The following is a 23254-nucleotide window of genomic DNA, read 5'->3' as shown; positions in this document are numbered from 1 at the left end:
CCCGGTTCACGCGGGGTCGGGCGCCGTCAGATACCGCTGCACGGTCGGCGTGAGCCAGGCCAGGATCTCCTCGCGGGTCAGCGCCAGGGCCGACCCGAAGCGCAGCACATACCGGGTGAGCGCCAGGCCCAGCAGCTGCGAGGCGCACAGCGCGGCCCGTGCCGGCGCCTGCCCGGGGTCGGGGCAGGCCTGCTGGGCCATGGGCAGCAGCTGGTCCCGGAAGATGTCCTGTACGCGCTCGGCCCCGGCCTGGTTGGTGACGCCGACCCGGAGCACGGCGGTGAGCTCCTCGTTCTCCTCCCACAGGTCGAGGAAGTGGGTCACGAGCGCCCGCCCGATCTCCTCGCGCGGGATCGTGTCCAGGTCCGGCAGCCGCAGGTCGAGCGCGACGGCCGCCGCGAACAGGCCCTCCTTGTTGCCGTAGTACCGCATCACCATCGACGGATCGATCCGCGCGTCCTTGGCGATCGCGCGGATGGTGGCCCGCTCGTACCCGTCGGTGGCGAAGCGCTCGCGCGCGGCGGCGAGGATCGCGTTGCGGGTGGCGTCGGAGCGGCGCGGTGCGGGGCTGGCGTTCATGGGAGAAAGCGTAGGTCAACACGCGTGGGCCAACAAGTGTTGACGCAACTCCCGCTGTCGGAGTACCGTTGCCAACGAGCGTTGACCAACAGGCGTTGGCACACCAGGAGGTCCTCATGACCGGCACCACTGGCACCATCGGAACCGCCGCCCGTGACGTCGTCGTCGTGGGTTCCGGCCCCACCGGCCTGCTCCTCGCCGGTGACCTCGCCACCGCCGGCGTCCGCGTCACCCTCGTCGAGAAGCGACCGCACCGGATCAGCAACCTCTCCCGCGCCTTCGTGCTGCACGCCCGCACCCTGGAGCAGCTCGACGCCCGCGGCCTCGCCGACGGCCTGGAGGCGGTCGGGCGCCCCCTCGACCGGCTCCGCCTCTTCGGTCGCCTCACCCTCGACCTCGACACCCTGCCCTCCCGCTTCAACCACCTGCTCGTCCTGCCGCAGTACGAGGTCGAGAAGGCGCTGGAGCGGCGCGCGGCCGAGGCGGGCGTCGAATTCCGCCACGAGACCGAGGTGACCGGCCTGACCCAGGACGCGGACGGCGTCACGGTCACGGTCCGCGGTCCGGACGGCGAAGCCGGGACACTGCGGGCCGCGTACGTCGTCGGCGCCGACGGTATGCGCAGTGCCGTGCGGGACGCGATCGGGCTGCCCTTCCCGGGCAGGTCGGTGATCCGTTCCGTCGTCCTCGCCGACGTGCTGCTCGCGGAGCAGCCGGACACCCTGCTCACCGTCAACGCCGTCGGTGACGCGTTCGCCTTCATCGCCCCCTTCGGCGACGGCTACCACCGCGTGATCGGCTGGCACCGCGGCCACGACGTCCCCGAGAGCGAGCCCCTGGACCTGGCGGAGGTCAAGGAGATCACCCGGCTCGCCCTGGGCCGCGACTTCGGGATGCACGACGCCCGCTGGATGTCCCGCTTCCACAGCGACGAGCGTCAGGCGCCCGCCTACCGGGTCGGCCGGGTCTTCCTGGCCGGCGACGCCGCCCATGTGCACACCCCGGCCGGCGGCCAGGGCATGAACACCGGCCTGCAGGACGCGGCCAACCTGAGCTGGAAACTCGCCCAGGTCATCGGCGGCCACGCCCCGGAGAGCCTCCTCGACACCTACCAGGCCGAGCGCCACCCGGTCGGCAGGGCGGTGCTGCGCAGCAGCGGCGGCATCGTCCGCCTCGCCATGGCCAAGCGCCCCTGGAAGCTGGCGCTGCGGGCCGCCCTCACCGCCTTCCTCGGCGTGGTCGGCCCAGCCCGCCGCAAGGCCGTCGCCCAGGTCACCGGCATCGGCTACCACTACGGCGCCCCCAGGGGCGCCCACCGCCTCACCGGCACCCGCGTCCCCGACGTCCGCCTGGCCGACGGGGGCCGCCTCTACGAGGCCCTGCGCGGCGGCCGCTTCGTACTGATCACCCCGGAGGAGTACGAGGAGGGGCCCGGGCGCGCGGACCGGCTGGCCGTGGCGCGCTGGGCGAGCGAGCGCCGGACGAGCGTGCTGGTGCGCCCCGACGGATACGTGGCCTGGGCCGACGACGCGGCCGGCCCGGCGGCGATCGGGGCGGCGCTCGCGGGCCACGTGGGGTGACCCCTGACGAGAGGGGGCGCCCGGCAGCCTGCCGGGTGCCCCCTCGGGCGTAAGTGCCGCGAAGGCCTAGCCGGCCGCGGCCGCGTCCGCCGCCTGCGCCTTCAGCGCGCGTTCCACACCCGCGCGGGACTCCGAGACCAGCCGGCGCAGGGCCGGGGCGGGCTCGGCGGAGGCCAGCCAGGCGTCCGTCTTGGCGAGGGTGTCCTCGGACACCTGGACCGACGGGTAGAGGCCGACCACGATCTGCTGGGCGATCTCGTGCGAACGGGCCTCCCAGATGTCCTTCACGACCTCGAAGTACCGGTCCGTGTAGGACGCCAGCAGCTCCCGCTGGTCGGTCTGCACGAAGCCGCCGATGACGGCCTCCTGCACGGCGTTCGGCAGCTTGTCCGACTCGATGACCGACGTCCAGGCCTCCGCCTTGGCCTCCGGCGTCGGGCGGGCCGCGCGGGCGGTGGCCGCGTGGCGCTCACCGGCCGCCGTCCTGTCCCGCTCGTACTCGGCGGCGATCTCCGCCTCGTCGAACCGGCCGACCGCGGCGAGCCGCTGCACGAAGGCCCACCGCAGTTCGGTGTCGACGGCCAGGCCCTCGACCGTCTGGGTGCCCTCCAGCAGCGCGTCCAGCAGGTCGAGCTGCTCCGGCGTACGGGCCGTCGCCGCGAACGCCCGCGCCCACGCCAGCTGGTGGTCGCCGCCCGGCTCGGCCGCGCGCAGATGGGCCAGCGTGGCGTCCGTCCAGCGGGTGAGCAGGGCCTCACGGGCGGCCGGGTCGGCGTACAGCTCGATCGCCAGCTTCACCTGCCGCTGCAGCGACTGCACGACACCGATGTCCGACTCCTTGGCGATGCCCGACAGGACCAGGGAGAGGTACTCCCGGGTGGCGAGCTCCGCGTCCCGGGTCATGTCCCACGCCGACGCCCAGCACAGGGCGCGCGGCAGGGACTCCTGGAAGTCGCCGAGGTGCTCGGTGACGATCTTCAGGGACTCCTCGTCCAGCCGGACCTTGGCGTAGGACAGGTCGTCGTCGTTGAGCAGGACCACCGCCGGGCGACGCTTGCCGGCCAGCTGCGGTACGGCGGTCAGCTCGCCGTCGACGTCCAGCTCCAGGCGCTCACCGCGCACGAGCTTGCCGCTCGCCTCGTCGAGGTCGTACAGGCCGACCGCGATCCGGTGCGGGCGCAGGACCGGCTCACCCTTGGCGCCGACGGGCAGCGCCGGGGCCTCCTGCCGGACGGCGAAGGACGTGATGACACCCTCGGCGTCCGTCTCGATCCGAGGCCGCAGGATGTTGATCCCCGCGGTCTCCAGCCACTTCTTCGACCAGGTCTTCAGGTCCCGGCCGGAGGTCTCCTCCAGGGCGCCGAGCAGGTCGGACAGCCGGGTGTTGCCGAACGCGTGCCGCTTGAAGTAGGCCTGCACGCCCCGGAAGAACTCGTCCTCGCCGACGTACGCCACCAGCTGCTTCAGCACGGAGGCGCCCTTGGCGTAGGTGATGCCGTCGAAGTTGACCAGCACGTCGTCCAGGTCGCGGATGTCCGCCATGATCGGGTGCGTGGACGGCAGCTGGTCCTGCCGGTACGCCCAGGTCTTCATGGAGTTGGCGAACGTCGTCCACGAGTGCGGCCACCGCGAGCCGGGCGCGGCGGCCTGGCAGGCGATGGACGTGTAGGTGGCGAACGACTCGTTCAGCCACAGGTCGTTCCACCACTCCATGGTGACCAGGTCGCCGAACCACATGTGGGCCAGCTCGTGCAGGATGGTCTCCGCGCGCACCTCGTACGCCGCGTCCGTCACCTTCGACCGGAACACGTACTGGTCCCGGATGGTGACCGCACCGGCGTTCTCCATCGCGCCCGCGTTGAACTCCGGCACGAACAGCTGGTCGTACTTCTCGAACGGGTACGCGTAGTCGAACTTCTCCTGGAACCAGTCGAAGCCCTGCCGGGTCACCTCGAAGATCGCGTCCGAGTCGAGGAACTCCGCGAGGGAGGGCCGGCAGTAGATGCCCAGCGGCACGGACTGCCCGTCCTTCTCGTACACGCTGTGGACGGAGGTGTACGGGCCGACGATGAGGGCCGTGATGTACGTCGAGATGCGCGGCGTCGGCTCGAACTCCCAGACGTTGTCCTTCGGTTCGGGCGTCGGCGAGTTGGAGACGACGGTCCAGCCGTCCGGCGCCTTCACGGTGAACTGGAAGGTGGCCTTCAGGTCCGGCTGTTCGAAGGAGGCGAAGACCCGGCGGGCGTCCGGCACCTCGAACTGGGTGTAGAGATAGGCCTGGTCGTCGACCGGGTCCACGAAGCGGTGCAGGCCCTCACCGGTGTTGGTGTACGCGCAGTCGGCGACGACGCGGAGGATGTTGCGGCCCTCCAGCAGGCCCGGGAGGGCGATACGGGAGTCCTTGAAGACCTCGGCGGGGTCGAGTGGATCGCCGTTCAGCGTCACCTCGTGCACGGTCGGGGCCACCAGGTCGATGAACGACTCGGCCCCGTTCTCCGCCACGTCGAAGCGCACCGTGGTCACGGACCGGTAGGTACCGCCCTCCTGCGCGCCGGAGAGGTCGAGATCGATCTCGTACGAGTCAACGGTGAGCAGCTTCGCCCGCTGCTGCGCCTCTTCGCGAGTCAGGTTTGTGCCAGGCACGCGGTCATCTCCTCGTTATGTGTCGGTTACGTCATCCTTCCACGTGACCCGTGGGGAAAGCGATGTCCGGATCCCGCCGGTGGGCGGGGCGCGAACGCGCCAGCCTGGACGCATGACGACGTACACGGCCCGGCCCATCGGCCCCCGGACCCTGAAGGATCTCCGCCTCACCGACGACGCGGGACGGCGAGCGGTTCCCGTGACCGACGAGGAGGGCGGCAGCCCACTGCGCTGCTGCCTGCGCCACAGCACCCCCGGCGAGCGGATCGCACTCGTCTCCTACGCGCCCCTGCGTCGCTGGGCCGCCGAGCACGGGGCCGACCCGGGCGCCTACGACGAACAGGGCCCGGTCTTCATCCACGCGGACGAATGCCCGGGCCCGGAGGGCGACGGTCACCCCTTCACCAACGACCACCGCACCGTCCGCCGCTACTCCGCCGCCGGGCGCATCCTCGGCGGCCGGCTCGTCGAGGCCCCCGAGGACTTCGCCCCGGCCTTCGCGGAGGCCTTCGCCGACCCCGACGTGGCCCTCGTCCATGTGCGGGCGGTGGAGTACGGGTGCTTCCTGTACGCGGTGCGGCGCCCCTGAGCCACCGGCGCGGTCGGCGCGCCATGGACACGCCGAAGGGGCGGTCACCTTCGCGGCATCGAGGCCGGAGGCGACCGCCCCTCGGGCGGGATGTTCCTAGGCGGACGTCACGTCCTGCTTGGCGGACAGTTCCGCCGCCACCAGCTCCGCGATCTGGACGGCGTTCAGGGCCGCGCCCTTGCGGAGGTTGTCGTTGGAGATGAAGAGGGCCAGGCCGTTCTCGGCCGTCTCGTCGGTGCGGATGCGGCCGACGTACGACGGGTCCTTGCCGGCCGCCTGGAGCGGCGTCGGGATGTCGGTGAGGGCGACGCCCGGGGCGCCGGCGAGCAGTTCGGTCGCGCGTTCGACGCTGAGCGGGCGGGCGAAGCGGGCGTTGACCTGGAGGGAGTGGCCGGAGAAGACGGGGACGCGCACACAGGTGCCGGAGACCTTCAGTCCGGGGATCTCCAGGATCTTGCGCGACTCGTTGCGGAGCTTCTGCTCCTCGTCGGTCTCGTTCAGGCCGTCGTCGACCAGGTTGCCCGCGAAGGGCAGCACGTTGAAGGCGATGGGGCGCTTGTAGACCTGCGGCTCGGGGAAGTCGAGCGCCTCACCGTCGTGGGTGAGCTTGTCCGCGTCGGCGACGACCTTCTGGGTCTGCCCGTGCAGCTCCGCGACGCCCGCGAGCCCGGAGCCGGACACCGCCTGGTAGGTGGCGACGACCAGCGCCTCGAGGCCCGCCTCCTCGTGCAGCGGCTTCAGCACCGGCATGGCGGCCATCGTGGTGCAGTTCGGGTTGGCGATGATCCCCTTGGGCCGGTTGACGGCCGCGTGCGGGTTCACCTCCGACACCACCAGCGGCACCTCGGGGTCCTTGCGCCACGCCGAGGAGTTGTCGATCACCACGGCGCCTTGGGAGGCGACCTTCTCGGCCAGTGCCTTGGAGGTCGCGCCGCCCGCGGAGAACAGGACGATGTCGAGGCCCGTGTAGTCGGCGGTCGCCGCGTCCTCCACCGTCACGCCGTCCAGGACGGTTCCGGCGGAGCGGGCCGAGGCGAACAGCCGCAGCTCGGTGAAGGGGAAGTCGCGCTCGTCGAGGATCCTGCGCATGACCGTGCCGACCTGACCGGTGGCTCCGACGATTCCGATCCTCACTGCGACTCCTTCTCCGTGGCTTGCGGGCGCCCCGTGCGTGGCCGGGACCTTTCCATCATGCGGTCGCCCCCGGCCCGCGTGTCCAATCTTTTGCGCCGGGTGCCCGAGGGGTGGGACGCGATCATCCTGCGGCCGGTTGCGGTCCTGCCGTCCGCACCGCGCTGAGCTGGAGGAATTCCCCCGACGGGCGCTTCGTGCCGGAAGCTGTGCTGCCCGGCACCTGCCCATGGCCGCAGGACTCATACGGCGGTGTGACGTATACCTCTGCCCGCACCGCCGCACAGGCGCCGAAAAAGGGCCGCGGCATGCCGAACGTTTCCCCCCGCCCCGGCGTCATAGGGGAAACGCGGCGAGGGGAGGAGCGGCTGTGCTGCGCAGAAGGGCCCGCCGCGGCCAGGGGGCGGACCACGCAGGGGCCGATCCGCTGGACGCGGCACAGGTACGCCGGGTGCGGGCGGTGCTCGCGCTGGGCGGCGTACCGCAGGCGGACCTGCCGGACGGGGTGCAGCAGGTCCGCCTGCGGTTGCTGGAACGGGCCGCGAAGGGCGAGGAGGCGCCGCGAGACGTGTCCGCGTGGGCGGCGGTCGTCGCCTCCAACTACGCCATGGACTGGCATCGCGCCAAACGCCGCCAGGAACGGCTCGGCGAACGCCTGGCCGCGCTCCGGCAGGCGGACCATCCCTCCGGCGAGGACACCAGCCTGCTCTCCCTCGCCGTCGCCCGGGGCCTTGACGAACTGCCCGACCCCCAGCGCCAGATCCTCGTCCTGCGGTTCTACGCCGACCTGCCGGTGCGCGGCATCGCCGAGGAACTCGGCATCCCCGAGGGCACGGTCAAGAGCAGGCTGCACACGGCGGTACGGGCCCTGCGCGCCCGCCTGCACGAGGACGAGGTGGTGTGACGTGACCGCCGCACACGACGGCAGCAACGGCAGCAACGGCAGTAACAGCGAAGGCTACGACGGCAACGACGAGCTGGACGCGCTGATGGCGGTGCTCGCCGACGAGCCCCTGCCCGGCGAGGCCCGCGCCGACGCCGCCTTCATGGCCGAACACAGGTCGGCCACGGCCGACGTGGCCCTGCTGCGGGAGCAGCTGGGGATCATCGGTGACGAGCTGGCCGGCCCCGAGCCGCGCCCCAGCCCGGCGACGCGGGCCGTACCCGCCGGGGAACGCTGGTACCGGCACCCCGGGGTGCGGACCCTCTCCTTCGGCGCCCTCGTCACGGCCGCCGTCGCCTCCGTGGTCCTGGGACTGGGCTGGCTCGTCGCGTCGAACAACGGCCTCGACGAGCAGTCGGGCGGCTCCGCGAGCGACAAGTCGGTGTCCGGGGGCAGCGCTCACGGGCCCGCCCGCTTCGGCTGCCCGGACCTCGTGGTCGAGGGCGACATCACGAAGGTCCAGCGGGTCCCCGGCGCCGAAGAGGACCGCGTCACCCTGCGCGTGACCCGCCACTACGTCCCCGGCAAGGGGAGGGGCGAGGTGACCTTGCTGGTGGACCGGGTGGCGGTGCCCCACCCCAGGCCCGGCCAGCATGTCCTCGCCGGCATGCACAAGGGCTTCCCGAAACCGGCCTACTGGCTCACCGACCCGTCCGAGATCACCCGCGAACGCGCCGCCCTCACGAAGAAACCGCCGAAGTCCAGCCCCACCGCCTGCGCGTGAGGGGTGGCGCGGCGTCCGCCGTCACACCCGGTCAGCTGTCCTTCGAGCGGGCGTAATGGCGGGACGCCTTCGCCCGGTTGCCGCACGCGGCCATCGAGCACCAGCGGCGGGTGCCGTTCCGTGAGGTGTCGAAGAAGTGCAGTATGCACGCCTCGTGCGCACAGGAACGGATCCGGTCCGGCGCGGTGGCCAGCAGTTCCAGGTAGTTGCGGGCGGCGAGCCAGGCGGGTCCCCATGAGGCGTCCGTGAACTCGGCACGCTCCGTCGGCCCGTTCGCGGTGAGCCCGGCCCGGATGCGGCCGTGCTCGAGCACGGCGTCCACGAGCGGCGCCCCTTCCGCAGGACGGCCGCCGACGGCCGCCCCGAGGGCGTCGCGGGCCTGGTGCAGATGGCGCAGGGTGCGGACGTCCGGCTCGTACTCCAGCCCGTTGCCCGCCAGCCACACCGCCAGCCCCTCGGTGTCGGCGAGCAGGTCCTGCGTCACTCCCTCGCGGTTCCAGCGCGTGTTGAGCAGGTCGAGCGCGAGGGGCTCGCCGGTGAGGGGGCGGGGGTCGCGGGCGGCGGACATGGCTGGCTCCTTCTCGACTAACCGTTCAAGGGTACGTCACCGGTTGACGCGCTCGATGTCTAACCGTTAAATGTATGAACAGCGGTTAGTTCATCGGGTCCGTCGAAAGGACAGCCATGCCCCTGAGTACCGGCCACACCGGCCTCAACGTCACCGACATCGACCGTTCCCTCGCCTTCTACCGGGCCGTCCTCGGCTTCACGCTGCTCACCGAGGGGAAGGAGGACGGCCGGCGGTACGCGTTCCTCGGCGGCGGCGGCGACAGCCCGGTCCTCACCCTCTGGCAGCAGGCCGAGGGCCCGTACGACCGGACCCGGGCCGGTCTGCACCACCTGGCCTTCACGGCGGACTCCCTCGCCCGCGTCGAGGAGTACCAGCGGGCGCTCACCGCGCACGGCGTGGAGTTCGCCTACGAGGGCGTCGTCGCCCACGGGGAAGGCACGGCCTCGGGCGGCATCTTCTTCCACGACCCCGACGGCACTCGCCTGGAGATCTCCGTGCCGCATGGCCTCGAAGGCGTCCCCGCCCCGCACGAGTCGGCCCCGACCTGCGGCTTCTTCTAGCCATGGCCTTCTACCACCAGGGCTCCCGGGCAGTACAGGACCGCGTCGGCGTCCGGGAGTCGGCCGACCACGTGGGGCGCGCCGTCGGCAGCGGCATCAAGCCGGTCGCCGCCGCCTTCCTGGAACTGCAGCCGCTGCTGATCGTCGGCGCGGCGGATCCGGCCGACGGCCGGGTCTGGGCGACGCCCCTGTCGGGCACACCCGGCTTCGTGCGGGCGACCGGCCCGCACCGGATGTCCGTCGCCGGGGGTACCACCCACGCACCCTCGGCGAGGGCCCTCAAAACCGAGGGCACCCTCGTCGGCACCATCGCCCTGGACCCCCGCACCCGCCGCCGTATGCGCCTCAACGGCCGGCTCCAGCCCACCGAGCGGGGCTTCGCGGTGGAGGCCGAGCAGGTGTTCTCCAACTGCCCCAAGTACCTGCAGCGCAGGAAGACCTACGAGACCGTGCCGGACCGCGTCCCGGAAGCGCCGCTCCAGACCAGCGAACTGACGGAAGCCCAGGCGCGTTTCATCGGCGAGGCGGACACCTTCTTCGTCACGACCGTGCACTCCCACGGAGCCGACACCAGTCACCGCGGCGGCAACCCCGGCTTCGTCCATGTCACGTCACCGCGCGAGCTGACCTGGCCGGACTACCCGGGCAACGCCATGTTCCTGACCCTCGGCAACCTGCTCACCGACCCCCGCGCCGGCCTGCTCTTCCTGGACTGGACGACGGGCACCACCCTCCAGCTCACCGGTGAGGCCCGCACGGAGTACGGCACGGACGGCGAGCGCCGGGTCCGCTTCGCCCTCACGGAAGCCGTCGAGACCAGGTCCGCGCTGCCCCTGCGCTGGGCGCCGCCGGAATACTCGCCAGCCAATCCGGAGGTGGCACGCTAGCGTCCGTCCATGCGCCGAAAACTGAGGGTGGCGGCCTACGCCGTGTGTGTCCGCGACGGACAGATCCTGCTCGCCCGTTCCCCTGCCCCCGACGGCACGCCCGAATGGGTCCTGCCCGGTGGTGGCATGGAGCACGGCGAGGACCCGTACGACACCGTCCACCGTGAACTGATGGAGGAGACCGGCTACCGGATCGAGGTGACCGGTCTCCTCGGCGTGGACTCCTCCCGCCATGTCCTGCGCCGCCGGCCCCTGCGCCCGCTCACCGACCACCACGGTGTGCGGATCATCTACGAGGGCCGCGTCACCGGCGGCGAACTCCGCTATGAGGTGAACGGCTCCACCGACCTGGCCGCATGGCAGGACCTGGAAGCCGTACCCGGCCTGGCCCGGGTCCGACTGGTCGACATCGCCCTGCGCCTGTGGCGCGAACGCCCGGCGGAGGGACGGGTGGTGCCCGGGGCGGACGGGGCCGGATGAGCGGCCCGGAGCCCGTCCCCTACCCCGGCAGATGAACGCTGAGTGACCGCCTCCCGGACGGCCGCGGACCGCTCCATGACCGCGCCCCGTACCCGGTGATCCACGTACGGTGATCGGCGCTGCCCGTTGCCGCCTCGTTCACGCGCAGGTCACCCCCAGTGCCAACGATCCAAAGTGAGCGGGATGTTCGCGACAGCGACCGCCCGCGACCACTGCCGACGCAGTTCGCACTCGGGGAGATCGCGCCATGTCGCGCATACGCTCTGTCGCCAGCTCCACGCTGGGGGTCAACCGCCGTACCGTCCTGGCCGCCGCCGGAGGGGTGTCACTGTCCGCGGGCGTGGGATACGCCCTGCGCCCGACGGACAGCCACGCCGCCACCACGACCGAACAGGCGCCGGTCGCCAACTCCCGAAAGGCGCCTGCCCCGCCCCTCGCTCCGTACACCAAGGGAACGACGGTCGCGGCCGTCTCCGCGCCCCGTAACAGCTCCGGCTACCGCCGCCTCGGTGACGGCCCCGGCTGGAAGCGCGTCGTGCGCGGCGACCTGGCCACGCCCAAGTCCGGGCGCGCGGACCGCCGTACGGCCCTCGCCGCGTTCGTGCAGTTCACCGACCTGCACCTGATGGACGTGCAGCACCCGCTGCGCCTGGAGTTCCTGCGCGCCACCGACCCGCACGCCTGGCGCCCGCACGAGGCGCTGACCGTGCAGGGCGCCATCTCGCTCGTCGAGCGGGTCAACGCGCTGCGAGGCGCCCCCGTCACCGGCGCGCCGCTGCACTTCGTGATGACCACCGGCGACAACACCGACAACAACTCCCACTCCGAGCTGGAGTGGTTCATGAAGGTGATGTCCGGCGGCCGGATCACCCCCAACTCGGGCGACCCCAGACACTACGAGGGCGCCCAGAACAGCGGTATGAAGCTGTACTGGCAGCCCGACTCCACCGTCCGCGACAGCGACAAGTCGCTCGGCTTCCCGCACCTGAAGGGCTATCTGGCCGCCGCGATCCGCGAGGCCCGCAGCCCCGGCCTCAACCTGCCCTGGTACTCCACCGTCGGCAACCACGACTCGCTGCCGCTCGGCTGCTACGGCTCGCACGGCGACTCCTACCTCGCCGAGGCGGCCATCGGCGGCAAGAAGCTGCTGAGCGTGACCGCCGCGGAGGCCAAGAAGCTGCAGGACGCCATCAAGAACGCCAAGGACCCGGGGGGCGTGCAGTACCGGGACTTCCTCAAGGCGCACGCCCGGTCGATGCGCTCGGTCACCCCGGACGAGAAGCGCGCCCCCTACACCCCGGCCGACTACCTCAAGGCCCACCTGGACCCGGCCAACCAGGGCCTCGGCCCGGTCGGGCACGGCTACTCCTCGGCCAACGTGGCCGCGGGCACCCAGTACTACGCCTTCCGCATCTCCGACGACGTGATCGGCATCAGCCTGGACACCACCGATCCGGGCGGCCACTACGAGGGCTCCATCGGCACCAAGCAGCTCAACTGGCTGGACAAGACCCTCGCCGACAACAAGGACTCGTACGCCGTCGTCTTCAGCCACCACACCAGCAAGACGATGACGAACACCCGGCCCGACCCGGCCCGTCCGACCGAGCGCCGGCACAACGGGGCCGAGGTGGTGTCGGTCCTCGCCCGCCACGCGAACGTCCTGGCCTGGGTGAACGGCCACATCCACAAGAACGTCGTCACCCCGCACCAGGCCTCCGGCAACCGCTCCTTCTGGGAGATCTCCACCGCCTCCCACGTCGACTATCCGCAGCTCGCCCGCGTCATCGAGCTGGTCGACAACAAGGACGGCACCCTCTCCCTGTTCACCACGCTCATCGAGTCCGCCGCCCGTCACCGCACGGACTTCACCGACCTCTCCCAGACCGGCCTGGCCGCCCTCTACCGCGAGCTCTCGTACAACGCCCCCGGGGCCAGCAAGAGCCTGGCGGGGGACGCGGTCGACCGGAACACGGAGCTGGTGCTCAAGAAGGGCTGAAAACCACTCAACCGTCCTCCACCGAGGCAACCCGCTCCCACCGCGTAGTGTCCCTCCCGGCGACCGAGCTCGACAGCACCGTTCAGCTGGGGGAAGACATGCAAGCGCGCAAAGCACTTCTGGGAGCGACGGCCGCCCTGGCCCTCTCGGTGACCCTGGCGGGACCGGCCCTGGCCGCCGCTCCCGCCACGGAGGCCGCCGACCACTCGGCCACCCGTCAGGCCGTCGAGGCGGAGGTCAGGGCCGGCGTTCCCGGAGTGACCGCCACGGCGAAGGACGCACACGGCACCTGGTCCTTCACCGCCGGCGTCGGCAACCTGCGCACGAGAGCCCCGCGTTCCGCGGACGACCGCTACCGCGTCGGCAGCATCACCAAGACCTTCGTCGCCACCGTCCTGCTCCAACTGGAGGCGGAGGGCCGCCTGTCCCTCGACGACAAGGTGGACAAGTGGCTGCCGGGCGTGGTGCGCGGCCACGGCCACGACGGCCGCCGCATCACGATCCGCCGGCTCCTGAACCACACCAGCGGCATCTTCAGCTACACGGCGGACGAGGACTTCCAGCGCACCTACTTCCTCAAGGACGGCTTCCTCCAGCACCGCTACGACGCCCTCACCCCGCGGCAACTGGTGGCCATCGCCATGCGCCACAAACCGGACTTCGCGCCGGGCACCTCCTGGAACTACTCCAACACCAACTACGTCCTGGCCGGCATGGTGATCAAGAGCGTCACGGGCCACTCCTACGCCGAGGAGATCACCCACCGCATCATCGAGCCGCTCAAGCTGACCGGCACCTCGGCCCCCGGTACGCGGGTCACCCTCCCCGGCCCGAGCAGCCGCGCCTACGGGAAGCTGGCGCGGACGGCGACGGGACCCACGTACGACGTGACCCGGCTCAACCCCTCCATCGCCTCCTCCTCGGGCGACATGATCTCCGACTCCACCGACCTGACCCGCTTCTACCGAGCCCTCCTGCGCGGCAGGCTCCTCCCGCCGGAGCAGTTGAAGGAGATGAAGACCACGGTGAAGATCGAAGGCCGACCGGGCGACCGCTACGGCCTGGGCCTCGTGGACACCACCCTCTCCTGTGGCGTCCACGTCTGGGGCCACGACGGCGGCATCCACGGTTCCTCGTCGATGGCGACCACGACCGCGGACGGCCGCCACGCCCTGGCGTTCAACTTCAACGCGGACTGGACGGGCGACAGCGACGCGGTGGTCGACGCGGAGTACTGCGGCAAGTGAGGCACCACTAGCCGTCCTGTCCACCGGGGAGGGAGTCCAGCCAGTCGGTCAGCCGGGCTCCCTCCTTCGTCATGATCTCCGGGTCGCGCAGGGCGTTGGTCAGCAGTGACATGCCCTGGTACGCGCCCACCAGGGTCAGCGCGAGTCCGTCCGGGTCGGGCAGGCCCAGTTCCCGGAACTGCCCCGCCACCCAGTCGAGGAGCCGCCGTACGACCTTCCCGGCCTCGGCGTCCAGCCCGCCCTCCGTCCGCTTGTCCAGTTCCGCGGCCAGCGTCCCGGTCGGGCAGCCGAAGCGGGCCGCGAGATCGCGCTGCTCCACCCAGCCGGCCACCAGCGCCTTAAGGCGCTCCCGGGGGCCGGTGAGCCGGTCCAGTTCGCCGGTGACGGCGTCCAGTTGCCGCGAGTGCTCGGCGAGGGCGGCGGCGACGAGGTCGTCCTTGGTCTTGAAGTAGTAGTAGACGTTCCCCGTCGGAACGTCCGCGGCACGCGCGATGTCGGCGATCGTGGTCCGCTCGACGCCCTGCCGGTGCACCACCTCGGCCGCCGCGGCCATCAGCCGCCGCCGCTTGGCTCCTGCGGCCTTCACTCTCGGATTCTGTCCCGGATCATGTCCCGGATTCTGTGAGTCAGTCACCCGACTAACTTTAGGCCGCAATCCGTGCTACGGTCTCCGTGCGAAGTGAGTCAGTCAACTAACTAAGTCGCTGGGAGATCACATGATCGTCGTGACGGGCGCCACCGGCAACGTCGGCCGGACATTGGTGCGGCTGCTGACGGAGGCGGGGGAGCCGGTGACCGGTGTGGCCCGCCGGATCACGGAGACGGACGTCCCGCCCGGGGGCCGCGCGGTGGCCGCCGACCTCGGTGACCCCGAGAGCCTGCGCCCCGCCCTCGAAGGCGCGCAGGCCGTGTTCCTGCTGGTGGCGGGGGAGGACCCGCAGGGACTTGTGGGCGCGGTCAAGGCGGCGGGCGTACGCAGGCTGGTGCTGCTCTCCAGCCAGGGGGCCGGCACCCGTCCGCAGGTGTACGCGCATGCCGCCCGCTTCGAGGCGGCTGTGCGGGAGTCCGGTCTGGAGTGGACGGTGCTGCGCTCCGGCGGGCTGGCGTCGAACGCCTTGGCCTGGGTCGAGCCGGTCCGTCTGCACCGCAAGGCAGCGGCGCCCTTCGGTGACGTGGGTCTGCCCTTCGTCGACCCCGACGACGTGGCGGCGGTGGCCGCGGCGGTCCTGCGGGCGGACGGTTCCGAACACGCCGGAGCGACCTACACCCTCACCGGCCCCGCGCCCACGACCCCGCGCGAGCGGGCGGCCGCCCTGGCGACGGCGCTCGGTGAGCCCGTCGGCTTCGTCGAGCAGACGCGGGAGGAGGCCGAGGCGCAGATGTCCGCCTTCATGCCGCCGCCGGTGGTGGCCGGCACGCTGGCCCTGCTGGGCACCCCCATGCCGGAAGAACAGCAGGTCAGCACCGATGTGGAACGGGTTCTGGGGCGGGCCCCGCGCACCTTCGCGCAGTGGGCGGCGCGGAACGCCGTGGCGTTCCGGTGAGCGGCGAGCGGGTGTAACTGAGCCGACTTCGATACGAGATGCCCCGTTCATCCGTATGAAACGTCCGTACCGCCTCATATCGGCTAACCCGCTCTTCACGGGGATGGCTCGATCTTGTGCAAGGCGGGTGGTCATGTGCGCGCGAGGCACGGACTGCGTGTGCTCTCGGTCTACGAGGGATTCTTCTCCGGCGGCGCCCGGATCGTCCACAGTGATGTGGTGCTGGGGCTCGGCGAGGGCGGCCAGCAGTATCACCGGGTGCTGAGTATCCATGGTGAGGTGCACCGCGAGGCCACCCGGCAGCGCATGGAGGACGACACCTGTTACCGCTCGCTCACGGCGAGTGGTGTCGAGGTCACGTCACTCGGGCGCAGTGCCGGGCTGGTCGACGGCTCTGTCGCGGCGTCTGTTTTCAGCGGACCCGAGCTGGCCGAAACGGCTCGCGCCATGGCCGGGGCCGACGTGATCCTCTCCCTCAAGGAGCAGCCGCTCGCGCTGCTGAACCAGGGCGGGCTGCCGCGCCGGCCGGTCGTCGTGTGCCTGCACCGCTCCGACCCCGAGAACCAGGGCGAGGCCCTCGACGAACTCAAGGCCGCCATCGCCGACGGCACGGTCGTCGCGTGCGTGTGCTGCGCCGAGTCCACCCGGGACGCGTACCGCGCCGCCGGGATTCCGGCCGAGCTGCTGCACGTGATTCCGAACGGGGTCGATCTGCTGCGGTTCCGGCCCGATCCCGCCGCGCGGGTCGCGTTCCGTGCCTCGCTCGGGATCCCTGCCGCCGCGCCCGTGGTCGTCTTCGCCGCCCGGTACGCCACCATGAAGAACGTCCCCCTCTTCCTGCGTGCCGCCCGCGAGTGGCTGGCGCGCGAGGGTGGCGGGCACGTGCTGATGTGCGGCGCCGGGATGACCGAGGGCAACCCGGCCCTCCGTGCGGACATCGCCTGCGCCTTCGGGGCCGACGAGCAGGCGCTCCGCGAGCGCGTGCACCTGCTCGGGGTGCGGCGGGACATGGAGGCCGTGTACGCGGCTGCCGACGTCGTCGCCCTCACCTCGGTCTCCGGGGAGGCGGCCCCGCTCTGTCTCATCGAGGGCATGATGTGCGGCGCCGTGCCGGTCACGACGGACGTCGGCGACAGCGCGTCCATCGTCGCCGGGCACGGCTTCGTCACGCCTGCGGATCCGGGTGCCGTCGCTCTGGGCTGGACCAGTGCGATCGCCGGGCGTGCCGTCTTCGCACCGGTCCTGGCCCGCAGCCGTGAGCGGTTCAGCCGTACGCGGATGATCGCGGCGTACGCGGCGCTGCTCGAGCGGGTCCACGCTTCCCACGCCGGGGCGCGGGTGGCGTAGCCGCGGACAACGAGGAGGGGCCATCGGACGCCGAACCCGTCCGATGGCCCCTCCTCTCCCCTCCTGGTGCCGTCCCGTCCCCACTACCGGGGCAGCACCACGACGTGCGCGGCCGGTTCGCGGTCCGCCGCCGCCATCAGGGCGGTGCGGACGACCGCCGCCTGCTGTCCGAGGGACTCGCGGAGCTTCTTCGGGGTGATGTGGACGACCGTGATGCCCAGCCGCTCCAGGTGCTCCCGCTTGCGGCCGTACTCGGACCACATCGCGTCCTCCTCCTGCCGGGGGGCCCGCGTGTCCAGTTCCACCGCGACCGCCTGCTCGGGCCAGTAGGCGTCCACGCCGCCAAGGTGGGGGCCGCCGGCGAGGCGGAGGTCGACGTTCCAGACCGGGTCGGGCAGGCCGTGCTCGCGCACCATCCGGTACAGGCGGCCCTCGGCGACGGCCCGGCCCTCCGCGAGCAGCGAGTCCACCGCGCCCACCACGTGCGGGCGGGTGAGCAGCTCCGCCCGGGTCAGTTCCCGCACCACGGCCGCCGGTTCGCAGTGGCCCGCCCGTACCGCCTCCGTCAGCAGCCGGCGCACCACAGCCGCGTCCGTGAGCCCGGCCACCGCGTCCGCCAGGGCGCGCGGCACCGGCGCCACCGGCAGGCCCGTCACCTGGCGCGGAGCGGGCATGTCGGACGTGCGGACGACGTGGACGTAGCCCGCGGAACGCAGCCGGCGCAGCCGGGGGACCAGGACGTCGATGTGCTCCAGGGAGAGCAGTGCGGGCGTCGACGTGAAGCCGTGCAGGGTCAGCGCCGCCAGGCCCGTGACCATCGCGTCCGCGTACACCGGGCGGTGGGGCGAGTCCGCGCTGGGCTGGGTGGGCACTCCCGGCGTCGCTGCCGGCGCCGGCTCCTTCGCCGCGTACATCAGCGCCGCGTGCAGGCGCTCCTCGCTGGTCGGCGGGCCGGGGTGGAGCAGGGTGACACCGGGCAGCAGCAACTGCCAGGGGCCGCCGGGGCGGCACTGTTCGTTCAGTTCGGCGGCGGTGACGCCGTGGGAGCGGAGCAGGGCCGTGGTCGTCACCCGGCGGTGCACCTCGGAGAGGTGGCTCAGGGGGCGGGGGGAGAGCGGGGTGTTGTGCGTCATGATCTCCCGATTCCCTTGTCCCGTCCGCCTCTTAACCGCTGTTACACGCTCGTCGACGAATGCGGACAAGCCGGTACTAAAGGACGGGTGTTCGGGTGCCGAGTAGACAGCGAAAACCCCTGGTCCGTTCGGGTGCGGACCAGGGGTTACGGCTCTTATTGCCTGAATTCCGTAACGGTCACCGACCGGCCGACCTCAGGCCAAGGCTGCCGTCGCATCGCACTCCTGTCCGCGCAGCCCCCGGGCCAGGTCGTCCCGGGCCTCCAGCACCAGCCGGCGCAGGGCGGGCGCCGCGTCCGGGTGCGCGGCCAGCCACGCGTCCGTCGCCGCCAGGGTCGCCGGCGAGTCCTGGAAGGACGGGAACAGACCCCGGACCACGTCCATGCCGATCTGGATGGACCGCTCGGTCCACACCCGTTCGATCGCCGCGAAGTACTTCTGCGCGTACGGCGCCGTCAGCTCCCGCTGCGAGGGCTGGTCGAAGCCCGCGATGGTGGCCTCCACCAGGGCGTTGGACAGCACGTCGGACTCCACGACCTGAGCCCAGGCCTGCGCCTTCACCGCCGCCGACGGGCGGGCGGCCAGGCAGCGGACCTGGTGGCGCTTGCCGGACGCCGTGTCGTCGCGGGCCAGTTCGGCCGCCAGTACGCCCTCGTCGGCCACCCCGTGCGCGGCGAGCGGCTCCAGGAACGCCCAGCGCAGCTCCTGGTCCAACTCCAGCCCCTCGATCCCGTCGGTGCCGTCCAGCAGGTCCTTCAGCAGCGCCAGGTCCTCCTCGCCGGTGGCCGCCGACGCGAAGAACCGTGCCCACGCCAGCTGGTGCTCGCTGCCCGGTTCGGCCTGCCGCAGCTCCCGCAGGGCGCCCTCGGACAGCAGCCGCTCGCCGGTCGGCCGCCAGTCCGGGGCCGCGTAGTGGACCAGCGCCGACTCCGCCCAGGCATGCAGCATCTGCACCACGCCGATCTCGGACTCCCGGCCCGCGAACCGCAGCACCAGGCCGACGAAGTCCCGGGCGGGCAGCAGCGCGTCCCGGGTCATGTTCCACAGCGCCGACCAGCACAGGGCGCGGGCCAGTGGGTCGGTGAGCGCGCCCAGGTGCTCCCGGAGGGCCGCCAGCGAGGCCTCGTCGAAGCGGATCTTGCAGTACGTGAGGTCGTCGTCGTTGACGAGCACGAGCTCCGGTGCTTCGGCACCCGTCAGCTCGGCGACCACCGTCCGCGGTCCCTCGACGTCCGTCTCCACGCGCGCGTACCGCTCCAGCGCGCCCGCAGGCGTACGCCGGTACAGGCCCACCGCCACCCGGTGCGGGCGCAGCTCGGGGTGGGACTCCGGCGCCTCCTGGAGCACGGCCAGCTCGTCGATCCGGCCCTCCGCGTCGAGCAGCACCTGCGGGGTGAGCGAGTTGACCCCGGCCGTCTGCAGCCAGGAGCGTGCCCAGGCGGTCAGGTCCCGGCCGCTGGTCTCCTCCAGGACCGACAGCAGGTCGCCGAGGCGCGTGTTGCCGTAGGCGTTGCGCTTGAAGTAGCGGCGGGCGCCCTCCAGGAAGGCGTCCCGGCCGACGTACGCCACGAGCTGCTTCAGCACGGAGGCGCCCTTGGCGTAGGTGATGCCGTCGAAGTTGAGCTTGGCGTCCTGCAGGTCGCGGATGTCGGCGGTGATGGGGTGGGTGGAGGGCAGCTGGTCGGCCCGGTAGGCCCAGGCCTTGCGGCGGTTGGCGAACGTGATCCAGGCGTCGTCGAAACGGGTCGCGCCGACGCTGGCGAACGTGCCCATGAAGTCCGCGAAGGACTCCTTGAGCCACAGGTCGTCCCACCACTCCATGGTGACCAGGTCACCGAACCACATGTGCGCCATCTCGTGCAGGATGACGTTGGCCCGGCTCTCGTACGACGCCCGCGTCACCCTCCCGCGGAAGATGTACTCCTCGCGGAAGGTCACCAGCCCCGGGTTCTCCATCGCGCCGAGGTTGTACTCGGGCACGAACGCCTGGTCGTACTTCCCGAAGGGGTACGGGTAGTCGAAGTGGTCGTGGAAGAAGTCCAGGCCCTGCTTGGTGATCAGGAAGACGTCGTCGGCCTCGAAGTAGGGGGCGAGACCCTTGCGGCACATGGCGCCGAGCGGGATCTCCAGCCGGGTGCCGTCCTCGAAGGTGCGCGTGTAGAGGTCCGTCACGTAGTGGTACGGGCCCGCGACCACGCACGTGATGTACGTGGAGATCGGCTTCGTCTCCGCGAAACGCCAGACGCCGTCGGTGAGCTCGCCGGCGCCGTTGCTCCACACCGTCCAGCCCTCCGGCGCGCGCACCTCGAAGCGGAAGGGGGCCTTGAGGTCCGGCTGCTCGAAGTTCGCGAACACCCGGCGGGAGTCGGCCGGCTCGTACTGGGTGTAGAGGTAGACCTCGCCGTCCTCCGGGTCGACGAAGCGGTGCAGGCCCTCGCCGGTACGGGAGTAGGCACAGTGGGCGTCCACCGTCAGCTCGTTCTCGGCGGCCAGGTCCTCCAGGGCGATCCGGGAGCCGTCGAAGACCTCACCCGGATCCAGGTCCTTCCCGTTGAGCGTGACGGCGGTCACGCTCGGGGCGATCAGGTCGGCGAAGGTGGAGGCGCCCGGCTCGTTGCAGCGGAACCGGATGGTGGTGACCGAGCGGAAGGTACGCGGCACCCCGCCCTCGGGGTCCCCGTCACCGACCGCGGACCGCAGGTCCAGGGACACCTCGTACCCGTCGACGGACAGCAGGGCGGCCCGCTCCCGGGCCTCGTCACGGGACAGATTCTCACCGGGCACGGGCGGCAGCTCCCTCATCGTCGGACACACGGCTGAACAGCATCGATCCTGCCATGCGCCCCTGACGCCGGACACCGGGAATACGTCGGCGGACATGTTGTTGAGGCTTTAAACGACCCGTTTTCCGAGGAGAGCCATGTCCGAGACCACGACCGCCTCCGGCAAGACCCCCGTCGACTTCTGGTTCGACCCGCTGTGCCCCTGGGCCTGGATGACCTCCCGGTGGGTGCTGGAAGTGGAGAAGGTCCGCGACATCGAGATCCGCTGGCACATCATGAGCCTGGGCGTGCTGAACGAGAACCGGCTGGACGAGCTGCCCGAGGAGTACCGCGAGCTGCTCGAGACCAAGGCGTGGAAGCCGATCCGGGTGGTGACCGCCGCCTGGCAGAAGCACGGCGACGACGTCCTCGGCCCGCTCTACACCGCGCTCGGCACCCGCTTCCACAACAACGGCGAGGGCCCGACCCTGGAGGCCATCGCGGGCGCCCTGGAGGACGCCGGCCTGCCCGCCGACCTGATCGACTACGCCGAGCAGGAGGACTTCGAGTTCGACGCCGAACTGCGCGCCTCCCACAAGGAGGGCATCGAGAAGGTCGGCCAGGACGTCGGCACCCCGGTCATCGCGGTGCCGGGCCCCGACGGAGAGCAGATCGCCTTCTTCGGCCCCGTCGTCACCCCCGCCCCCAAGGGCGAGGAGGCCGCCCGCCTGTGGGACGGCACCCTCGCGGTCGCCTCCGTCCCCGGCTTCTACGAGCTCAAGCGCAGCCGGACCAAGGGACCGGACTTCAGCAACCTCTGACCGTCAGGTCTCCTCGGGAGGGGGAAACCAGCCGCCGTCGGTCCAGTTCCAGTTGCGCTGGTACCGGCGGCAGCCCTCCCGGGTGCAGCGGACGTAGGCCTCGGGCGGGTGGTTCCGCTTCTCCTTGCGGACGTGTTCCTTCTCCTCGTCGGTGAGCGGGCGGAACGCCTGCAGTGGGCCGCCGCAGCTCGGGCATCGCTTGAACTCCATGGACCGCCTTCCGTAGGACACGGACACGGACTCCAACGGCGCGGGCGGGCCCGCGGTCACCGCCGCGCCCGGTCCCTCGCCCCGGCCAGCCGCTCCAGGTGCTCCTCGTAGCCCTTCGCGTACTGCACCGCCCGGTCGGCGTCCGGCTCCACCACGAGCGCCGGCCGGGTCCAGGCGTCCGCGTCCAGCGCCACCCCGTACCGCTCGGCCGCCGCCAGCACCGCGCCGCGGGCGCCCACCTCGCCCTCGACCACGCGTAACGGGCGGCCCAGGACGTCCGCCAGCAGCCGCATCCAGGCGGGGCTGCGGGTGCCGCCGCCGCACACCGCGAGCGTTCCCGTCAGACCGGCCGCCGCCAGGCAGTGCCGGGCCGCGTAGCCGATGCCCTCGCAGGTCGCGCGGACCAGATCGGCCGGGGTGGACTCCAGGCTGATGCCGGTGAGTTCGGCACGCAGCCGGGGCTCGACGAAGGGGGCGCGCTCGCCGGAGGGTGCGAAGTAGGGGAGCACCCGGACGCCGTGCGCGCCCGGCGGGGTGTCCGCCAGCAGGGCGTCCACCTCGTCGTGGTGGACGCCCGTCGTGGACAGCACCCAGTCCAGGGCCGCCGTGCCGACCATCGCGGGCATCGCCCGCAGCCGGTGGCCGGGGCGGTCGGTGGAGATGTACAGGCCGGCCGGTTCGCCGGCCAGGTCCAGGTCGGTGGTGGCGACCAGGCTCGCCAGACAGGTGCCGACGATCAGCAGGCCGTCGCCCGGACGGGTTACTCCGGCGCCGAGCGCACAGGCGGGCAGGTCGTACGGGCCGTTCGCGATCGGGGTGCCGGCCGGCAGGCCCTCCCCGCGGGCCTGCCCCAGGGCCACCAGGTCGCTGACGGGAGTGAGCAGGCGCCTGCGGTGGGTCAGGCCCAGCAGCTCGACCACCCGGTTGTCGTAGGAGCGGGTGCGCGGGTCGAGGAACGGCATCGACGCGTCCGACACGTCCGTCACCGCCCGGGTCGCGCCCGTCAGGCGCTGGAAGACCATGTCCTTGCAGTAGACGGCCGCCGCCGCGGCGTCCAGCGACCCGGGCTCGTACCGGTCGAACCAGGCCAGCAGCGGGCCCGGACACCCCGGGAACATCGCGCTGCCGGTCCGCCGGAAAACCGCCTCGAAGGTGCCGTCCGCCAGCCACTGGTCGAGGAGTTCGTGTGCCCGCCCGTCCATCCAGGAGGCCGCCGGCCGCACCGGCCGGCCCTCGGCGTCGACCAGCCACACCCCGTCGCCCTGCCCGGTCAGCCCGGCCAGCTCCACCGGCCCGGGCACCCGGGCGGTCAGCGCGCCGAGCACGGCGACGACCGCCCCGTACACCTCCGCCATGTCCTGCTCCACGTGCCCGCCGCGCAGCTCCAATCCCACCGGGCGGGCCTCGACGGCCAGTTGGCGTCCGGAGCCGTCGAACGCGGCGGCCTTCACCATGGACGTGCCCACATCGATCCCGATGTACATGACCCCTCCCCGGTACGAGC

Annotated in this window: 21 protein-coding genes; 12 read left to right on the top strand and 9 right to left on the bottom strand. The window is 71.9% G+C overall.

What is annotated here, in order from left to right; translation table 11 throughout:
- Positions 1-6 precede the first annotated feature (6 nt).
- A complete protein-coding gene (locus tag ACFYZQ_RS04860; protein ID WP_389141590.1) occupies positions 7-579 on the bottom strand; it encodes a TetR family transcriptional regulator in 573 nt (190 codons plus the stop codon).
- 116 nt (positions 580-695) lie between these two features.
- On the opposite strand from ACFYZQ_RS04860, the gene ACFYZQ_RS04855 reads away from it, so the two are divergent.
- Entirely contained in the window at positions 696-2159 is a 1464-nt protein-coding gene (locus ACFYZQ_RS04855; protein ID WP_389141588.1) for an FAD-dependent monooxygenase, read from the top strand.
- A 66-nt stretch (positions 2160-2225) separates the two neighbouring features.
- Here ACFYZQ_RS04855 and pepN (ACFYZQ_RS04850) read toward each other — a convergent pair whose 3' ends face one another.
- Entirely contained in the window at positions 2226-4802 is a 2577-nt protein-coding gene (gene pepN, locus ACFYZQ_RS04850; protein WP_389141586.1) for an aminopeptidase N, read from the bottom strand.
- Positions 4803-4914: 112 nt separating this feature from the next.
- Here pepN (ACFYZQ_RS04850) and ACFYZQ_RS04845 point away from each other — a divergent pair, with 112 nt between their 5' ends.
- Entirely contained in the window at positions 4915-5391 is a 477-nt protein-coding gene (locus ACFYZQ_RS04845; RefSeq protein WP_389141584.1) for a DUF1203 domain-containing protein, read from the top strand.
- Positions 5392-5487: 96 nt separating this feature from the next.
- Here ACFYZQ_RS04845 and ACFYZQ_RS04840 read toward each other — a convergent pair whose 3' ends face one another.
- A complete protein-coding gene (locus ACFYZQ_RS04840) occupies positions 5488-6525 on the bottom strand; it encodes an aspartate-semialdehyde dehydrogenase (RefSeq protein WP_389141582.1) in 1038 nt (345 codons plus the stop codon).
- Positions 6526-6892: 367 nt separating this feature from the next.
- Here ACFYZQ_RS04840 and ACFYZQ_RS04835 point away from each other — a divergent pair, with 367 nt between their 5' ends.
- Entirely contained in the window at positions 6893-7426 is a 534-nt protein-coding gene (locus ACFYZQ_RS04835) for a sigma-70 family RNA polymerase sigma factor (protein WP_389141580.1), read from the top strand.
- Position 7427: 1 nt separating this feature from the next.
- Complete coding sequence (locus ACFYZQ_RS04830) at positions 7428-8189, top strand: hypothetical protein (protein ID WP_389141578.1); 762 nt, start codon at positions 7428-7430, stop codon at positions 8187-8189.
- A 31-nt stretch (positions 8190-8220) separates the two neighbouring features.
- On the opposite strand, the gene ACFYZQ_RS04825 is transcribed toward ACFYZQ_RS04830, so the two are convergent.
- Positions 8221-8757: a CGNR zinc finger domain-containing protein gene (locus tag ACFYZQ_RS04825; protein ID WP_389141576.1), complete on the bottom strand. Its 537-nt coding sequence runs from the start codon at positions 8755-8757 to the stop codon at positions 8221-8223.
- Positions 8758-8873: 116 nt separating this feature from the next.
- Between ACFYZQ_RS04825 and ACFYZQ_RS04820 the strand changes: the two genes are divergently transcribed.
- The 5 genes from ACFYZQ_RS04820 to ACFYZQ_RS04800 all read left to right on the top strand — a co-directional run bounded on the left by ACFYZQ_RS04820 (position 8874) and on the right by ACFYZQ_RS04800 (position 13933).
- Positions 8874-9320 carry a VOC family protein gene (locus tag ACFYZQ_RS04820; protein ID WP_389141574.1) on the top strand — a complete coding sequence of 149 codons (447 nt, stop codon included), beginning with the start codon at positions 8874-8876 and terminating at the stop codon, positions 9318-9320.
- 2 nt (positions 9321-9322) lie between these two features.
- Positions 9323-10207, top strand: a complete 885-nt coding sequence (locus tag ACFYZQ_RS04815) for a pyridoxamine 5'-phosphate oxidase family protein (RefSeq protein ID WP_389141572.1) — start codon at positions 9323-9325, stop codon at positions 10205-10207.
- 9 nt (positions 10208-10216) lie between these two features.
- Positions 10217-10687: an NUDIX hydrolase gene (locus ACFYZQ_RS04810; RefSeq protein ID WP_389141570.1), complete on the top strand. Its 471-nt coding sequence runs from the start codon at positions 10217-10219 to the stop codon at positions 10685-10687.
- Between the two features lie 247 nt (positions 10688-10934).
- Positions 10935-12686 carry a TIGR03767 family metallophosphoesterase gene (locus ACFYZQ_RS04805; RefSeq protein ID WP_389141568.1) on the top strand — a complete coding sequence of 584 codons (1752 nt, stop codon included), beginning with the start codon at positions 10935-10937 and terminating at the stop codon, positions 12684-12686.
- A gap of 98 nt (positions 12687-12784) precedes the next feature.
- The gene (locus tag ACFYZQ_RS04800; protein WP_389141566.1) at positions 12785-13933 is read left to right on the top strand and encodes a serine hydrolase domain-containing protein; all 1149 of its coding nucleotides are present in this window, start codon (positions 12785-12787) and stop codon (positions 13931-13933) included.
- A gap of 7 nt (positions 13934-13940) precedes the next feature.
- On the opposite strand, the gene ACFYZQ_RS04795 is transcribed toward ACFYZQ_RS04800, so the two are convergent.
- Complete coding sequence (locus tag ACFYZQ_RS04795; protein ID WP_389141905.1) at positions 13941-14486, bottom strand: TetR/AcrR family transcriptional regulator; 546 nt, start codon at positions 14484-14486, stop codon at positions 13941-13943.
- A gap of 163 nt (positions 14487-14649) precedes the next feature.
- On the opposite strand from ACFYZQ_RS04795, the gene ACFYZQ_RS04790 reads away from it, so the two are divergent.
- Together ACFYZQ_RS04790 and ACFYZQ_RS04785 are read left to right on the top strand one after the other, a co-directional pair.
- A complete protein-coding gene (locus tag ACFYZQ_RS04790; RefSeq protein WP_389141565.1) occupies positions 14650-15477 on the top strand; it encodes an SDR family oxidoreductase in 828 nt (275 codons plus the stop codon).
- Positions 15478-15636: 159 nt separating this feature from the next.
- Positions 15637-16824 (top strand): glycosyltransferase, encoded by a 1188-nt coding sequence (locus ACFYZQ_RS04785; protein WP_389141903.1) that lies wholly within the window; start codon positions 15637-15639, stop codon positions 16822-16824.
- An 83-nt stretch (positions 16825-16907) separates the two neighbouring features.
- On the opposite strand, the gene ACFYZQ_RS04780 is transcribed toward ACFYZQ_RS04785, so the two are convergent.
- Together ACFYZQ_RS04780 and pepN (ACFYZQ_RS04775) are read right to left on the bottom strand one after the other, a co-directional pair.
- Complete coding sequence (locus ACFYZQ_RS04780; RefSeq protein ID WP_389141563.1) at positions 16908-17957, bottom strand: hypothetical protein; 1050 nt, start codon at positions 17955-17957, stop codon at positions 16908-16910.
- A gap of 195 nt (positions 17958-18152) precedes the next feature.
- Entirely contained in the window at positions 18153-20741 is a 2589-nt protein-coding gene (gene pepN, locus ACFYZQ_RS04775) for an aminopeptidase N (protein ID WP_389141561.1), read from the bottom strand.
- A 136-nt stretch (positions 20742-20877) separates the two neighbouring features.
- Here pepN (ACFYZQ_RS04775) and ACFYZQ_RS04770 point away from each other — a divergent pair, with 136 nt between their 5' ends.
- Positions 20878-21540, top strand: a complete 663-nt coding sequence (locus ACFYZQ_RS04770; protein ID WP_389141559.1) for a DsbA family protein — start codon at positions 20878-20880, stop codon at positions 21538-21540.
- Between the two features lie 3 nt (positions 21541-21543).
- Here ACFYZQ_RS04770 and ACFYZQ_RS04765 read toward each other — a convergent pair whose 3' ends face one another.
- Both ACFYZQ_RS04765 and ACFYZQ_RS04760 read right to left on the bottom strand, forming a co-directional pair.
- Complete coding sequence (locus ACFYZQ_RS04765) at positions 21544-21750, bottom strand: hypothetical protein (RefSeq protein ID WP_389141557.1); 207 nt, start codon at positions 21748-21750, stop codon at positions 21544-21546.
- Positions 21751-21806: 56 nt separating this feature from the next.
- The gene (locus ACFYZQ_RS04760; protein ID WP_389141555.1) at positions 21807-23234 is read right to left on the bottom strand and encodes an FGGY family carbohydrate kinase; all 1428 of its coding nucleotides are present in this window, start codon (positions 23232-23234) and stop codon (positions 21807-21809) included.
- Positions 23235-23254: the final 20 nt, after the last annotated feature.

Origin of the sequence: Streptomyces sp. NPDC001843 (assembly GCF_042891955.1) — a bacterium.
Taxonomy (GTDB): Bacteria; Actinomycetota; Actinomycetes; order Streptomycetales; family Streptomycetaceae; genus Streptomyces.
The sequence above is the reverse complement of the archived record's forward strand: the minus strand, read 5'-3'. Positions and strand labels throughout refer to the sequence as shown.